Below are 15874 nucleotides of genomic sequence, written 5' to 3'. Positions count from 1 at the left end.
GAGGCTTCAATTCGTCTGGGACGGAACATTACGATTCGTCCATTTTTGCGGCGGGCAGCCCGTTTGTTTCGTCGGCCTGGCCGGAACGGCGGGCGCGCACCTGCTGTTTGCGTCTCGAAAGATTTTCCCTGAGCTTTTCGGCGGCGCGTTCGCGGCGCAGTTTCGCCTGTGCCTCGATTGCCTCTTTACGGCTCTTCTGGCCGGTTTCGGTCTTGTCGTTCATGCATATAGAATTAGCCGAATTCGCGCCGATCCAAAAGGCCCTTGCACCTCTATCCACGCGAAGTTGGATTTTGCGGCTTGCGCTTGTCGTCAAGCTGTGGCAATAGCCGCCCCGTTCCCGCAATTGAGCCGCCCGGCTCCACGCGGATCTGGTCCTGCTGCCGTAGCTCAGTGGTAGAGCACACCCTTGGTAAGGGTGAGGTCGGTGGTTCAATCCCACTCGGCAGCACCAGTTTTCTTATCCGACATCATTTCTTGCACTTGGCTGGCCCTTATCCGGCTGCCGCCACCGACTGGGATCGAGCCACGGGTCTCGACCCGTCCTTCGGACTCCCGTAAACGGGGCGAAGGGAACAATCCGCGACCTCTCTATTCCCCTCACCCCGTCGCGGGGCACGTCCCCTCGGCCCGTTGACGAGGAGAGGGTCAGGGTGAGGGGCAGCCGTCCGCACCAAGCGGACTGCATGCCAGTACAATCGGGCATTTCGGTCGCTTAGAGATAATAGGGCGGGAACGGGGATAACCGCCACCGTTCGATCAATTCGCCAGTTACCACAACTTCTTCACCTGGAATTGGCTCGTGGGGCAGTCCATTAACCCCGTCAAATATGCCCTCTACATACCATCGATCAACACTCTCTGATGCCACATAGGAGGCGATATCTATCGTCTCCGTCTTCCCCAGCCGCTGAAGGTTGACCCGCAGATATTCCCGCTGCATTCGCGGGACCGTTTCGATGGAGATATGGACGAGGAAGGCTTCTTCAGCCGATATGTCTGCGTGCGCAATAGGCGGCATTGCCAGCGCGCCATAGAAAATAGCAGTCTGGATCAGATTTCGGCTAACCACATACTGAGCTCTTAGCTTGCGGAGCACGGATCAGCGATACGGGCCTGCACCATATGGCTTATATAAGGCCTCTCCTTCGCCTACGGGCGTCGCTCCCTTCGAATCCTACGATCCCGGGGTCGCCAAGTGACATTTCCGTTCGCCAGCAACAAACGATTCACCATTGTTGACCGCAAAAATCTCGCTAGAATAGCTATCATGGCGGCGTCTCGCTTGAGGATAGGTGGGCGCTGCAGCGTAGTTCTGTCGAAACCCTGGAGGAGCATCGATGGCAACTGAAAAATGGCACGACCCGGTCAAGGTCGGTTTCGAAGGCGCTGACCTCAGAACCGTCAACGGGCCGTTCGATGCGCTGAAATGTCTGGCGGATCTCTGGCCGAGCGCGCGCGGACTGCATTATATCAAGGCGCGCAGCACCTGCCGGGCAGCACTCGACGGGCGCAAGAGCGTGGAAGAGGCGAGAGCCGAGTTCTTGGCGGCGGCCGAAGAGGCGAAGCTGAAGCTGCTGCATTAACGCGCCAGGGAACGTCCGGCTGTTTTTCGATCTGTTCGGCAAAGCGTGCCAGAACGAGACATTGTTTAATTTTCAGTTAACCCTGGATCGAGCAGTGCCGGGTTTTGGCGTAAAGGGCGTTGCGCCCGGGATAGCTGTTTCGATAGAAAACACGTAGCCATCATGATGATGGTCAGAGGCTCGTCACCGGAAAAGCCGGCGAGCCTCGTTCGGACAACCCCGTTTGTCAGCAGCCCACGTCGCCGGCATTCTCCACCTCGACATAACCGACACCGATGATCGTGCCGTCAGCCGCGCGGATGAAGGACGGCAGATAATGCGGCTCGACCGGCTGGCAGGCGACGGTGGCGGTATAGTCGTTTAGGGCGATCTGATCCTTCGGCAAGGCGGAATAATCCGTGCCGGTCTCAAGCGAGGCATGGGCCGAGCCAGCAAAGACGCCGATGATCAGGGTGGACGCCCAGAGGCGAAGAAGCGTTTGCATGAGGGTCTCCAGCGTTTCAGATCCGGCATTTCAACCCCTCGGAAGGCGTTTGGTTCCGTTGCCATGCCATGTGCCAGTGATATCCTCGCGGACTGCGGTGCTGCACCTTGGCGGAAGGCGCCGCCGTTCCATATCTGGCTGCAGTCTGAGAGGAATGACGACTATGAAAGCGCTACTGCCCGCCCTTTTCGCCGGCGCCCTGCTGGCCGGCTGCTCCTCGGCCGACAGCCCGGCGCTCGAACCCATCCCCGGCAGCATCACCTATGGCGGCCAACCGCGCACCAAGCTCACCAAATCGCCGGTCGGCAGCGCCGTCTACAACCAGTTCTACAATGAGACGGGCCAGCGTGTGGAGGAAACCTATATTCTCCAGCCGGACCGCAGCCTGAAGCTGGTGCGGCGCGAGGTGGGACCGGACTTCCCCGATTGAGGATCGCCGCGCCGCAGACTTGACAGCGGCCGAATTCGCGAACATTCAAGGAACATCTAATCTTCTCGCAGTGATTCTGCGGGAGCCCGACCGGACGGCTGGATGTATCTCGAAAAGCTCAATCCGCAGCAGCGCATGGCCGTCGAGCATGGCACGCTCACCGACGGCAGCCATATTGCCGGGCCGCTGCTGGTCATTGCCGGCGCCGGCTCCGGCAAGACGAATACGCTGGCGCATCGGGTCGCCCATCTGATCGTCAAGGGCGCCGATCCGCGCCGCATCCTGCTGATGACCTTTTCACGCCGGGCCGCCGCGGAAATGGCGCGGCGCGTCGAGCGCATCTGCCGCGACGTGCTCGGTTCGAAGACCGGCGTCATGGCGGATGCGCTCACGTGGTCCGGCACCTTCCACGGCATCGGCGCGCGGCTCTTACGCGAATATGCCCAGCAGATCGGCCTCGATGCCGATTTCACCATCCATGACCGGGAAGACAGCGCCGACCTGATCAACCTGATCCGGCACGATCTCGGCTTCTCGAAGACGGAAAGCCGCTTTCCGGCCAAGGGCACCTGCCTTGCCATCTATAGCAGGGCGGTGAATTCGGAGACCGCGCTCGACCAGGTGCTGCGCGACGCCTTTCCCTGGTGCGCGGCGTGGGAGAAACAGCTACGTGAGCTTTTCGCCTGCTACGTCGAGGCGAAGCAGGCCCAGAATGTGCTCGATTACGACGACCTCTTGCTCTACTGGGCGCAGATGGTCGGCGAAAGCGTGATTGCCGAGGATATCGGCAGTCGCTTCGACCATGTTCTCGTCGACGAATACCAGGACACCAACCGGCTGCAGGCCTCGATCCTGATGGCACTGAAGCCGCAAGGCCAGGGGCTGACGGTCGTCGGCGACGATGCGCAGTCGATCTATTCCTTCCGTGCAGCGACAGTCCGCAACATTCTCGATTTTCCCGCGGCCTTCAGTCCGCCCGCCGATATCGTCACGCTCGACCGCAACTATCGCTCGACGCAACCGATCCTGACAGCCGCCAACGCCGTCATCGATCTCGCCTCGGAGCGCTTCACCAAGAATCTCTGGACCGAGCGGCAATCCTCCGAGCGGCCGCGCCTAGTGACGGTCCGCGACGAGACCGACCAGGCGCGTTACGTCGCCGAGAAGGTGCTCGACCATCGCGAGGAAGGCCTCAAGCTCAAACAGCAGGCGGTGCTGTTCCGCGCCTCGCATCACAGCGGGCCGTTGGAGGTCGAGCTGACCCGGCGCAACATTCCCTTCGTCAAGTTCGGCGGACTGAAATTTCTCGACAGCGCCCATGTGAAGGACATGCTGGCCGCCCTTCGCTTCGCGCAGAACCCCCGCGACCGGGTGGCGGGCTTCCGGCTGATGCAGATCCTGCCCGGCGTCGGGCCGTCGACGGCGCAGAAGGCGCTCGACCTGATGTCCGAGGACGCGAGCCCGCTATCGGCGCTGGCCGCCATGCCGGCGCCGCCGCGCTCCGGCGAGGATTGGACGGCATTCGTTTCGATGCTGCAGGAGATGAAATCCGGCAAGGCCGGCTGGCCGGCGGAAATCGAGCTGGCGCGGCAATGGTACGCGCCGCATCTGGAACGGCTGCATGAGGACGCGGCGACGCGGCAGGCCGATTTGTTGCAGCTCGAGCAGATCGCCGGCGGCTATGCCTCGCGCGAGCGTTTCCTCACCGAGCTCACGCTCGATCCGCCGGATGCGACCAGCGACCAGGCCGGCGTGCCGCTGCTCGACGAGGACTACCTCATCCTCTCGACCATCCATTCGGCCAAGGGCCAGGAGTGGACGAGGGTCTTCATGCTGAATGTCGTCGACGGCTGCATTCCGAGCGATCTTGCCGTCGGCGCCACCGCCGAAATCGAGGAAGAACGCCGGCTGCTCTATGTGGCAATGACACGCGCCCGCGATGGTCTCGACCTCGTCGTGCCGCAGCGCTTCTTCACCTATGGGCAGAATGCGCAGGGCGACCGGCATGTCTATGCTTCGCGCAGCCGATTCATTCCAGCGACCCTGCTGCAATTCTTCGAGGCCTGCAGCTGGCCGCAGGTGAAATCCGATGCCGCGGCGCAAGCCCAGGCGCGGCAGGTGCGCATCGATGTCGGCGCCCGCATGCGCGGCATGTGGCGATAATGCATGTCGCCCGGAAGTGTGCAGCAGTTCCGGGACAGCGACATGCATAAAACCAAAGACCAAAGCGCGCCGCACGGAATCCGATCCGTGCGGCGCGCCTTGCTTCGGCCCTGACGTGACGGGCGGTCAGTAGTCCCAGAACACCGGCACCCAACGGAAGACGTCACCGTCGACCGCCACCCGGCCCACTGACGGGAACGGCAGGTGGGTGGCCACCAGTTGTTCGCCGTTCGCCGCCAGCTCCTTGAGAAGATCGATGCGAACGCGAGCGGCCTCCTCGGGATCGTGTTCGAAACCATTGTACCAGTCGGGGTGCTCGAACCCGACCGCGAACACGGCATCGCCGGCGAATGTCAGACGGTCGCCGCCGGATGCCAGGCGGACCACGCTATGTCCGGGGGTATGGCCGCCGGTGCGTTGGACGACCACACCCGGCGCCACCTCGGACCGCTCGTCGAACAGGTTGAGATGGTTGCCGTACTCGCTGAGGAATCGCTTTGCCGTTGCCCGAAGTGCATCGGGAAAGCCGGGCGGCATGGATACGTGGCTGAAATCGGGCGCCTCCCAGAACTTGGTCTCCGCAGCCGCCACGTGGATCCTGAGATCGGCACGCAAGCGGTCCTTCACGCCATCGACCAGCAGCCCGCCGATGTGATCCATGTGCAGGTGGGTGAGCACCACGTCGGTCACCGATGCCAGATCGACGCCGGCGCCCTCCAATCGCTTGATCAACTGCCCGGCCCGCGGCAAGTTCAGGTCCGGATCCAGACCAAGCCCGGCGTCGATGAGGATGGTCTGCCCGCCGCTGCGCACGAGGACCACGTTCAACGCCCAGTCGAAAGCGTCTCGCGGCAGGAACATATCGTCCAGCCAGACTGCCCGGTCAGCCGCGTCGGCGTTATGTCCCAGCATCGTCGTCGGGAGCGGCAACACGCCATCGCTGATGATCAGCACTTCAATTTCGCCGATCCGCACCGCATAGCGCGACGGAACCAATTCTTCGGACTTCGGCCTGCCAGGCTCCTGCTGACCAGTCGTACGGGGTTTTGCTTCTGCCTGCGACATGATGCGCTCCTGTTTGTTGGTGATCGAGAGATGTCGAATAGGGTCACGTCGCGGACCCTAAGCCGAAGCGTGGTTGGCGGTCGATCAGTTCAAAGGAGAGGGAAAGCTAGGCTTTAGCACAGGCCGGCCTACGGTCTCGGCGCGTCACGCCGAAGACTTGGTGTAGCAGAGGCTGGCATCAGGACGCAGAGGCTCTCGCCCGCCGCAGATGCCGCGCATTCAGCATTCAGGGGATGACAGCATCAGAGCAAAAGCGGCGGCTCGGCCGGTTTCAGGAAGTTCTCGACCGTTTGCGCCTTGACAGCCTCGACAGAGGCCGGCGACCATTTCGGATTGCGGTCCTTGTCGATGACGGCGGCGCGGATGCCTTCGAAGAAATCGGGATTATCCAGCATCTGCAGGCAGGCGCCGAGCTCGCGGCCGAGACATTCGGCGAGCGAGCCGCTGCGGCGGCCGGCTCTCAGGAGCTGCAAAGCGAGCTTCAGGCTGGTCGGCGAGCGCGTCAGCAGCACGCGGCGCGTCTCAGCGGCGAATTCGCCATCCTCCCCGGCGAGCGCCGCCAGAATCTCCTCGACGCTGTCGAATCGGAAAGCGCGGTCGATCATAGTCGAGTTGTGCCGCAGTCGGCTCTCGCCCGGAGGCTCTGCGTATACTTGCAGGACGCCATCGACATCACCCGACGAACTGCCGCGCGGCAGGCCCGACAATGTCTCGATCACTTCTGCGAGCCGCGACGAGGCGATCTGAAGATCGGCAAGGTGGGCGTATATCGCGTCGGCCGCGGCGATATCGAGCCCGGTCAGACCGAGCCATGTTCCGGCCTCCCCGGGTGCCTTCGGCAGCAACCAGGTGGCCCCGACATCCGGGACGTAGCCGATGCCGGTTTCCGGCATCGCCAGCCGGGTGCGCTCGGTGACGATGCGGTGGCGGCCGTGCGAGGACAGGCCGACGCCGCCGCCCATGGTGATGCCGTCCATCAGCGCGACATAGGGTTTGGGGTAGACGGCGATCATATGGTTGAGACGGAATTCTTCCCGCCAGAAGGTTCCGGCGAGGCCGTCGCCGGCCCGGGCGCTCTCATGCAGGGCGCGGATATCGCCGCCGGCGCAGAAACCGCGTTCGCCCTCCCCTGTTGCCACGACAGTCGCCACCTCGGCGTCGCGGGCAAAGCCATCCAGCGCCTCGGTGATCGTCCGGATCATCGCCAGCGTCAGGCTGTTCAGCGCCCGCGGCCGGTTGAGCCGGATGATGCCGGCAGTGCCTCGCCGCTCGATGATGACTTCGCTGTCCTGCATGGTTCACCTCCGCTGTTGGAACATGCATAGACGACGATGCAAGATCGCTCCAGAGCATTTCAGGCCAGCCGTGATTGATCGATCAGGCCGACAGCGAACCCCGGGCGGATGCTTTTGCCTCGCAGCGAGCGGCATAGTCGATGGCGAGTTCCAGCGGCAGCGGCCGCGAAAAATAATAGCCCTGCGCCAGGCGAACGCCGATCGCCTTCAGCCCCTCGGCGATCGCTTCGCTTTCGACGCCCTCGGCGACCGAGGCGATGCCGAGGTTCTGGCAGAGGTTGGCGACCGAACGGGTGATGTTCATGCACCGGGCGTCACGGTCGAAATTCATCACGAACCCCTTGTCGATCTTCAGCTTGTCGAAGGCGAGGCGATGAATGTGGCTGAGGCTCGAGAAACCGGTGCCGAAATCGTCGAGTGCGATCGAGATGCCGGCGGCGCGCAGCATCGTGATCACCCGGTCGGCGGTGTCGAAATCGGAGAGCAGCGCGGTCTCGGTGATTTCGAATTCGATGCGCCTGGGATCGACGCCGGAGCGGGTGATCATGGCCAGCAGCGCCATCGAGGTCTCGTGGTCGCAGATATCGCGGGCCGAGAGATTGAAGGACAGCCGCAGATGGCGCGGCATGATCGCCAGCGCTTCGAGCGCCTGGGCAAAGAGAATGCGCGTCATGCGGCCGATCACGGCGGTGCGGTCGGCGGCAGGGATGAAGGCTGAGGGACTGATGCGGCCGAAGCGGGCGCTGTCCCAGCGGGCGAGCGCCTCATAGGCGACGACGCGGCCGCTCTGCAATTCGACGATCGGCTGATAATCGAGCTTCATTTCGCTGGCGAAGTCATTTGCCTGCAGCTCCAGTTCGATCAGGTGGCGCTGGGTCAGGATCTTCTCATGATCGGCCGAGAAGAATTCGACGCCGCTGCTGCGCTTGCTCTTGACCTGATAGAGGGCAAAATCCGCCTTCTCGTAAAGATCTTCGGCGGTGTAACTGCCGGCTTCGGGATAGACGATGCCACAGGAGCCGAAAACGCGGACCGAGCCGTCGGGGATTTCGTAAGGGTTGCGGACGGTGGCGCAAAGCGCCTGGCCGAGATCGGCGATCGCCTGGCGCGTCATCGAGCAGGGAAAGATGATGCCGAATTCATCGCCGCCGAGACGCGAGACGATGCCCGCCTCGCCGACCAGCACCGTGAAGCGCCGGGCCGTCTCCTTGAGCACCAGATCGCCGGCGGCATGACCGAAGACGTCGTTGACCGGCTTGAAGCCGTCGAGATCGATGATGCCGATGACGGGCGGCGTCGACGGATTTTTCTGCAGCCGTTCTTCCAGTGAGAGGAAGAAGCTGCGGCGATTGGCAAGGCCGGTCAGCTGGTCCTGCAGCGCGTTGCGGCTGTTGACGAGGTTCAGTTCCTCGGCCTCCTCCTGCTTCTGCTTCAGTTCCTCGGTCAGTTGCACCAGGCCGACGAAATTCTGGAAATAGCTGTTGATCACCCTGAGGAAGGGCAGGATCAGGAAAAGGCCGCTGACGGCGGTGGCGACGAAAACCGGGTTGCCGGAGAACATAAAGGTCGCGATCATGGCCGAGAAGGTGATGACCGTAGTCATGGCCGCCGCCATCGGCAGATGCATCAGGCAGAAGATGCAGGAAATGCCTGTGACAACGAGGAAATAGGCAATCTGGCCCTGCTGCAAAGCGTCGCCATATTGGTAAAGCGCGATCGACCAGCCGCCGAAGGCGACGGTCAGGATGCCAGCGCCCGAGATGGTCACCTTCATCAGTCTATAGGCCCGCTCGGCGGTGATGTTTTCCTTGCCTCTGATCTCCCACCAGCAGAGACGGAAGACACAGACGACGCTCAAGGCCACCGGAATATAGAGCGACAGCCATAGGGGCGCGGATTCGAGATGGGTGATCGCTACCGCAAGCGCATTGATGACCAGCAGGATATAGAGAATGGGAATCTGTGACGACAGGGCCCGAAACTGCGCCATCAGAAGCGTCGGATTGTCTTTTCGCAGCTGCAATGAGGCCAGAAAGTTCTTCATCTTCTCTTATCCGTCGGCCAGAGCCAGCCAGCGAAAGCTTGATGTTTCCTTATTCACGTCATGTCATTCGAACCCGCGGGCGCGGAGTTAGACGGCGGTCGCCGCCGGACACCGCTCAGAAGGATGCGGCGGCAAGTGCCCGGTGGATGCTGTGCAGGTCGTCGACGTTTCTGTTGGACAGGAAGAGTTCCCAATCCAGCGAACTCTGGACGATGGTCTCAAGCGAATCGTATCGGGGCTTCCAGTCGAGAATCTGCCGGGCGAGCGAAGCGTCGGCGACGACGCTTGCCGAATCGCCGGCGCGCCGTGGCGCCATGTGAATCTTGAAGGAATGCCCGTGCAGGCGGGTGACCATGTTCAGGACGTCAAGCACGGAATAGCCGCTGCCGTAACCGCAATTGGCGACGAGCGGGCCTTTGTCCCTGCGCAGGTGCTGCAGCGCTTTCAGATGCGCATCGGCGAGGTCGGTGACATGGATGTAGTCGCGCACGCCGGTGCCGTCATGGGTGGGATAGTCGATGCCATAGACATGGACGCTGTCGCGCTTGCCGAGCGCTGCTTCGCAGGCAACCTTGACGAGGTGCGTGGCGCCCGAAGTCGACTGGCCCGTGCGCTGGTGCGGGTCGGCGCCGGCGACATTGAAGTAGCGAAGCGCGACATAGTTGAAATCATAAGCGGCGGCGGCATCGCGCAGCATCAGCTCGGTCATCAGCTTCGATTGACCGTAAGGATTTTCCGGGTTGAGGGGAGCCGTCTCCTTCACCGGCAGGTCCGTCTGCTGCTGGCCGTAAACGGCGGCCGTCGAGGAGAAGACGAAGTTGCGGATGCCGGCCCTGATCGAGGCGGAAAGAAGCGCACGGGTCTTGCCGGAATTGTTGTCGTAATAGGAGAGCGGATCGGCGACCGACACCGGCACGACGGCGGAGCCGGCGAAATGGATGATCGCCTCGATGTCGTTTTCGATGAAGATCTTCTTCAGTATGTCGGGATCGGCGATATCGCCGAGATAAAAACGCGCCGCCGGCGCCACCGCCCAGCGGAAGCCGGTGGAGAGACGGTCGAGCACGACCACATCCTCGCCTGCATCGATGAGCGCCCAAACCATGTGACTGCCGATATAACCGGCGCCACCCGTCACCAAAACCGCCATGCCCCCACACCCCGCTTCAATTTATGAGCAGGGGCATCAGGCGCCGGTTTTCTTTCCGATTTTCTTATCACGGCGCCGTTGGAAGGCTTTTGAACGGGTATGTTTGGAGTCGTGGTTAGAGGCCGATTTCGCTTTTTGCTACAGTTTTATCGATCGGGCGATTTCGGCACGAAATCGTCCCGCACGGTGTGCCCCGCACCCTCTCAGCGCTTGAGGATATAGTCGCAGAGACGCTCGGCCGCGATTGCCACCTGGGCGGGGTCGCGCAGGAAACAGGCGCGCAGGAAGAGCTCGCCGCCGGCGCCGAAGGCAGCCCCGGGAGCAAGGCCGACGCCCGTCTTGTCGACGATGTCGATGGCGGCGCTGCGGCTGTCGGCAACGCCGTCGATCTTCAGGAACGCATAGATCGCGCCGTCCGGCTTAAGCGTCTCGACGCGATTTGTGGCAATCAGCGCATCGCATAGGATATCGCGCGACCGCGCCGCCCTGGCGATGTTGGCGGCGACGAAATCATCGCCTTGATCAAGGGCTGCGACGGCGCCCTTCTGCATGAACTGGGCGACGCCCGATGTCGAATACTGAACCAGGTTTTCGAGCACCTGGCCCATCTCAGGGGGTGCCACGATCCAGCCGACGCGCCAGCCCGTCATCGACCAGTTTTTCGAGAAGGAATTGACGAAGACGATCTTGTCGTCCGGCTCCATCACGTCGAGGAACGAGGCCGCGCGGCCGCCGGCGAAGTGATAGCGCGCGTAGATTTCATCTGCCATGATCCAGAGATCATGTTTGCGGGCAAGGGCCAGGATATCGTCGAGATCTTTCTTCGTCGCGGTCCACCCCGTCGGATTGGACGGGGTGTTGATGAAGATGCCTCTGGTCTTGGATGTGATGGCGGCTTCGGCGCGCTCGAGATCGACCGTCCATTTGCCGCCTTCGAACTGCAGCGTGACGCCGACAGAGCGCGCACCTGCTATTTCGAGGGCTGCGGCAATATTCGGCCAGGCGGGGGTGAGGTAAACGAATTCGTCGCCAGGCGAGGTCAGCGCCTGCACGCAGATCTGGATCGCCTGCATGCCGGAGCCGGTGACGTAGAAATGCTCGGCCGGAAGGCGCAGGGAAAAATGCCTGACATAATAGTCCGACAGCGCCCGGCGAAGCTCCGGAATGCCGCGCTGCCAAGTATAGAAGGTCTCGCCAGCGGCCAGCGCCTCCATCGCCGCCCTGCTGATGAAGTCGGGCGTCGGCAGGTCGCCTTCACCGACCCAGAGCGGCAACAGGCCTTCACGGCCACGGGCATAATTGACGACTTCGACGATTCCGCTTTCGGGCGCCGCTATGGCGCGCGGGCTGAGGCTTTCCACGATCGACATGCATATCTCCGGTTTCCGCCTTCATAGCGGATTTGCGCCGGCAAATCCCATGATAACAAGTGATGGCAGATCGATTTTCGTGATGAATGGCGGCCCGCTCGACAGGGGGCCGACGACCGATCAGACGGCGGGGCGTTTGGCCAGCAGATCGCGGATCTCGGTCAGCAGCTGGACGTCGGCCGGCGGCGGCGGCAATTGTTCCGGCTCCTGCTTTTCCTGACGCTCGACCTGCTGGCGCAGATAGTTCACCGCCTTGACCATCAGGAAGATAATCCAGGCAAGGATCAAGAAATTGATGAGGACAGTGAGGAAGCTGCCATAGGCGAAGACCGCCCCTTGGGCGCGGGCGGCGGCAAGTGTGGGCGCGTTGACGGCCGACGAGAGCGGCAGGAAATAATTGGAAAAATCGAAGCCGCCGAAAATGGCGCCGACGATCGGCATGATAAGGTCGTCGACCAGCGATTTGACGATGCCACCGAAGGCACCGCCGATGATGACGCCGACTGCAAGATCCATGACATTGCCGCGGGCGATAAAGGCCTTGAACTCATTGAGCATCGGATCCGTCTCCCTTCGATCCCATTTCAGAGATATGCCGTTGTTTCGATTAGCTACATTTTCGTTGCAATTAATCAATCGGCAATCGCAATTATCTGGCGAAGTCGCCACCGGCCTTTGACTTAAGGTGTAGATGGACGGGAATTTTCAAGGCAGCTGAAATGCCTTAAGCTGACTTCGTTGCGGGAGGTGCCGGCGGCTTTTCGCCGGCGGAGGGTTAATGCTTCCAGGCTGGGTCATATTCGCGTCTGCCTTCGGCTACCTGCTGCTGCTTTTCGCCGTGGCAAGCTACGGCGACCGCAAGAACCGCGGCCCGGGGGCGCTTGAAGGCGGGTGGCCCGTCGTCTATGCGCTGAGCCTTGCGATCTATTGCACCTCATGGACCTATTTCGGCAGTGTCGGGCTTGCCGCCCAACGCGGCCTGGAATTTGCCGGCATCTATATCGGCCCCGTCCTCGTCTTCACGCTCGGCATGCCGCTGCTTCGCCGCATCATCGAGCTCGCCAAGGCGGAGAAGCTCACCTCGGTCGCTGATTTCGTCGCCGCGCGCTACGGCAAAAACCCGACGGTCGCAACGATCGTGGCGCTGATCTCGCTGATCGGCACCGTTCCCTATATCGCGCTGCAGCTGAAGGCGATCTCGAGCACCGTCGGCGCCATGGTCAACCCGTCCGATTACGGCATCGGCAGCGGCAATCTCTATTTCCTCGACCTGCCGCTCGTCGCCACCCTCGTGCTCGCCTGTTTCGCCATCATGTTCGGCACGCGGCATACGGATGCGACGGAACACCAGGACGGCCTTATCCTCGCCGTCTCGATGGAATCGGTGGTCAAGCTCGTCGCCTTCCTCACGGCCGGCATCTGCGTCATCTGGTTTCTCTTCGATGGCCCCACCGATCTCTGGCAGAAGACCGTCGAAAACGACCTGGTGATGTCGGCGCTCGGCTATCATACGCCGATCAGCCGCTGGATCACTCTGATCATTCTGTCGGCCTTCGCGATCATCATGCTGCCGCGGCAGTTCCATGTGACGGTGGTCGAAAACCGGACGGCGAAGCAGCTGAAACTCGCAGGCTTTCTGTTTCCCGCTTATCTCATATCAATCAATCTCTTCGTGCTGCCGGTGGCGATCGGCGGGCTCCTGACCTTCGGCGGCGCCGGCAATGCCGATTTCTACATGCTGTCGCTGCCGCTGGCCGGCGAGATGCCGGTGGTGTCGCTGATCATCTTCATCGGCGGCTTCTCTGCCGCCACCGCGATGGTCATCGTCGATTCCGTGGCGCTGTCGATCATGGTGTCGAACGACATCGTCATGCCGATCTTCCTCCGACGCAAACTGGCCGGCCGTGCCGGCCAGCGCGACGATTTCGCCAAGACGCTGCTCAACATTCGCCGCAGCGCCATCTTCGCCGTGCTGCTCTTCGGCTATGCCTATTACCGCTCGACCGACAGCACCGCCGGGCTTGCCTCGATCGGCCTGCTCTCCTTTGCGGCGATCGCGCAGATCGCGCCGGCGCTGTTCGGCGGGCTGATCTGGCGGCGGGCGAATGCGCGCGGCGCCATCCTCGGACTGACCTCCGGCTTCGTCATCTGGATCTATCTCTTGTTCCTGCCCTCGCTCGGCGGGCCTGATTATTCCTATGTGGCGAGCGCCGTGCTCGGCTTCATCTTTCCCGGCTCGACGCTGTTTACCGCGCCCGGGGCGGATCCGCTGGTCAATGCGACCGTCATGAGCCTACTCGTCAACACCGCCTTCTTCATCGTCGGCTCGCTCACCCGCAATGCCCGGCCGCTGGAGCGCATCCAGGCCGGCATCTTCGTCAAACGGCATTCGCGCTCGCAGTTCGCCACGCGCGGCTGGAAGACCCGCATCAGCGTCGGCGATCTCAAGGCGGCGATCTCGCGTTATCTCGGCGAAGAGCGCATGCAGCGCTCGTTCACCACCTACGAACAGAGCTCCGGCCGCAAGCTGGAGGACGAACAGCAGGCCGACATGGCGCTGATCCATTTCAGCGAACAGCTGCTCGGCAGCGCCATCGGCTCGTCCTCTGCCCGCCTCGTGTTGTCGTTGATCCTGCAGAAGATCGAGGATGCCTCGTCCGACACCGCCTGGCTGCTCGATCAGGCAAGCGAGGCGCTGCAGTATAACCAGGACATGCTGCAGACGGCGCTGTCGCAGATGGATCAGGGCATTGCCGTCTTCGACAGTTCCAACCGGCTGACGATCTGGAACCGGCGCTTCCGGCAATTGCTTGAGCTGCCCGAGAATGCCGGTCAGGTCGGCTTTCCCCTCTCCGAGATCGTCACCATCCTCAGCCAGCGCGGCGACATCGCGCCCGGCGATCTGCAGCAGACAGTGCGGCATTTCCTGACGCTCGACAAACCCTTCGCACTGGTGCTCGGCGGCGGCGAGCGGATCATCGAGGTGCGCTCCAACGCCATGCCCGACAAGGGCATTGTGGCAACCTTCACCGACATCACCCAGCGCGTCAACGCCGACCAGGCGCTGAAGCAGGCGAACGAGACGCTGGAGCAGCGTGTCGCCGAACGCACCGCCGAGCTGACCCGCGTCAATCGCGAGCTTGCCGAGGCACGCGCGGCCGCCGACGAGGCGAATATTGGCAAGACGCGCTTCTTCGCCGCCGCCGGCCACGACATCCTGCAGCCGCTCAACGCCGCCAGGCTCTATTCCTCGGCGCTGGTCGAACGCATGGCGCAATCCGACAACAGTCCGATCGTGCGCAACATCGATTCAGCACTGGAATCGGTCGAAACCATCCTGGGCGCGGTGCTCGATATCTCAAGGCTCGATACCGGCGCCATGCGGCCGCGGCTTGCCTCGGTCGCGCTTTCCGACCTGCTGGAGCGGATCGAGACCGATTTTGCGCCGATCGCCCGTGAGAAACAGCTGAAGCTGGTGGTCATGCCGACATCGCTGCGCGTCCGCTCAGACCCGAACCTGCTGCGCCGCCTGGTGCAGAATCTCGTTTCCAACGCCATAAAATACACGATCACCGGCAAGGTGCTGGTCGGGGCGCGGCGGCGCGGCAACCAGGTGATCATCCAGGTAATGGATTCCGGCATCGGCATTCCGCCATCGAAATTCCGCACCGTGTTCAAGGAATTCGCGCGGCTGGACGAAGGCGCCAAGACTGCTTCCGGCCTCGGGCTCGGCCTTTCGATCGTCGACCGCATCGCCCGCGTGCTCAACCATCCGGTCGAGCTGCTCTCGACGCATGGCAGGGGCACTGAATTTCGCATCTCCATGCCGCTCGACGTCTCACGCCCGGCCGAGGCTGCTGCCGCCGTCACCCCCGCAGACCGCCCGGGGCAGCCGCTCAAGGGACTGAAAATCCTCTGCATCGACAACGAGCCGAAGATCCTGGAAGGCATGCGGTTGCTGCTCAGCGGCTGGGGCTGTGAGGTGACGGCGGTGGATTGCCTTGCCGAGGTGATCGCCATGGACGGCCGCGATGGGCCGCCGGACCTTGCCATCGCCGATTATCATCTCGACGACGGCACTGGGCTTGCCGCAATCCTGCATCTGCGCCGGCAGTTCGGTATCGACATCCCCGCCTTGCTTGTTACCGCCGACCGCACGCCTGAAGTGCGCAGTGAGGCCGAGCGCTACGGCATCGCCGTTCAACACAAGCCGGTGCGTCCGGCGGCGTTGCGCGCCTATATCACCCAGATATCGGGCCTCAAGCGCGCCGCCGCCGAGTAAGGCAA

The 15874-nt window shown here is 62.4% G+C and carries 13 protein-coding genes and 1 tRNA gene; 5 read left to right on the top strand and 9 right to left on the bottom strand.

What is annotated here, in order from left to right:
• Nucleotides 1–28: 28 nt before the first annotated feature.
• Nucleotides 29–223, bottom strand: a complete 195-nt coding sequence (locus tag RHE_RS02925) for a hypothetical protein (protein ID WP_011423945.1) — start codon at nucleotides 221–223, stop codon at nucleotides 29–31.
• A 156-nt stretch (nucleotides 224–379) separates the two neighbouring features.
• On the opposite strand from RHE_RS02925, the gene RHE_RS02920 reads away from it, so the two are divergent.
• Nucleotides 380–454 (top strand) — tRNA-Thr (locus tag RHE_RS02920).
• 261 nt (nucleotides 455–715) lie between these two features.
• On the opposite strand, the gene RHE_RS02915 is transcribed toward RHE_RS02920, so the two are convergent.
• Complete coding sequence (locus tag RHE_RS02915; RefSeq protein ID WP_244425754.1) at nucleotides 716–1072, bottom strand: hypothetical protein; 357 nt, start codon at nucleotides 1070–1072, stop codon at nucleotides 716–718.
• Between the two features lie 268 nt (nucleotides 1073–1340).
• Here RHE_RS02915 and RHE_RS02910 point away from each other — a divergent pair, with 268 nt between their 5' ends.
• The gene (locus RHE_RS02910) at nucleotides 1341–1586 is read left to right on the top strand and encodes a DUF982 domain-containing protein (RefSeq protein ID WP_009996061.1); all 246 of its coding nucleotides are present in this window, start codon (nucleotides 1341–1343) and stop codon (nucleotides 1584–1586) included.
• A 226-nt stretch (nucleotides 1587–1812) separates the two neighbouring features.
• On the opposite strand, the gene RHE_RS02905 is transcribed toward RHE_RS02910, so the two are convergent.
• Complete coding sequence (locus RHE_RS02905; RefSeq protein WP_020920342.1) at nucleotides 1813–2070, bottom strand: hypothetical protein; 258 nt, start codon at nucleotides 2068–2070, stop codon at nucleotides 1813–1815.
• A gap of 163 nt (nucleotides 2071–2233) precedes the next feature.
• Here RHE_RS02905 and RHE_RS02900 point away from each other — a divergent pair, with 163 nt between their 5' ends.
• Complete coding sequence (locus RHE_RS02900) at nucleotides 2234–2500, top strand: hypothetical protein (protein ID WP_011423943.1); 267 nt, start codon at nucleotides 2234–2236, stop codon at nucleotides 2498–2500.
• A 102-nt stretch (nucleotides 2501–2602) separates the two neighbouring features.
• Nucleotides 2603–4663 (top strand): ATP-dependent helicase, encoded by a 2061-nt coding sequence (locus RHE_RS02895; protein ID WP_011423942.1) that lies wholly within the window; start codon nucleotides 2603–2605, stop codon nucleotides 4661–4663.
• Nucleotides 4664–4789: 126 nt separating this feature from the next.
• Here RHE_RS02895 and RHE_RS02890 read toward each other — a convergent pair whose 3' ends face one another.
• From RHE_RS02890 to mscL, 6 genes are all read right to left on the bottom strand, one after another.
• Nucleotides 4790–5728, bottom strand: a complete 939-nt coding sequence (locus RHE_RS02890) for an MBL fold metallo-hydrolase (RefSeq protein WP_011423941.1) — start codon at nucleotides 5726–5728, stop codon at nucleotides 4790–4792.
• A gap of 242 nt (nucleotides 5729–5970) precedes the next feature.
• Nucleotides 5971–7023: an enoyl-CoA hydratase/isomerase family protein gene (locus RHE_RS02885; RefSeq protein ID WP_011423940.1), complete on the bottom strand. Its 1053-nt coding sequence runs from the start codon at nucleotides 7021–7023 to the stop codon at nucleotides 5971–5973.
• A gap of 82 nt (nucleotides 7024–7105) precedes the next feature.
• Complete coding sequence (locus RHE_RS02880; protein WP_042117851.1) at nucleotides 7106–9067, bottom strand: putative bifunctional diguanylate cyclase/phosphodiesterase; 1962 nt, start codon at nucleotides 9065–9067, stop codon at nucleotides 7106–7108.
• Between the two features lie 115 nt (nucleotides 9068–9182).
• Nucleotides 9183–10217 (bottom strand): UDP-glucose 4-epimerase GalE, encoded by a 1035-nt coding sequence (gene galE / locus RHE_RS02875; RefSeq protein WP_011423938.1) that lies wholly within the window; start codon nucleotides 10215–10217, stop codon nucleotides 9183–9185.
• Between the two features lie 203 nt (nucleotides 10218–10420).
• On the bottom strand, nucleotides 10421–11587 hold the full coding sequence (locus RHE_RS02870) for a pyridoxal phosphate-dependent aminotransferase (RefSeq protein ID WP_011423937.1): 1167 nt from the start codon (nucleotides 11585–11587) through the stop codon (nucleotides 10421–10423).
• A 120-nt stretch (nucleotides 11588–11707) separates the two neighbouring features.
• On the bottom strand, nucleotides 11708–12145 hold the full coding sequence (gene mscL / locus RHE_RS02865; RefSeq protein WP_011423936.1) for a large conductance mechanosensitive channel protein MscL: 438 nt from the start codon (nucleotides 12143–12145) through the stop codon (nucleotides 11708–11710).
• Between the two features lie 220 nt (nucleotides 12146–12365).
• Between mscL and RHE_RS02860 the strand changes: the two genes are divergently transcribed.
• Entirely contained in the window at nucleotides 12366–15869 is a 3504-nt protein-coding gene (locus RHE_RS02860; RefSeq protein WP_011423935.1) for a PAS domain-containing hybrid sensor histidine kinase/response regulator, read from the top strand.
• Nucleotides 15870–15874 lie beyond the last annotated feature (5 nt).

Origin of the sequence: Rhizobium etli CFN 42, from assembly GCF_000092045.1 — a bacterium.
GTDB lineage: Bacteria > Pseudomonadota > Alphaproteobacteria > Rhizobiales > Rhizobiaceae > Rhizobium > Rhizobium etli.
The sequence above is the reverse complement of the archived record's forward strand: the minus strand, read 5'-3'. Positions and strand labels throughout refer to the sequence as shown.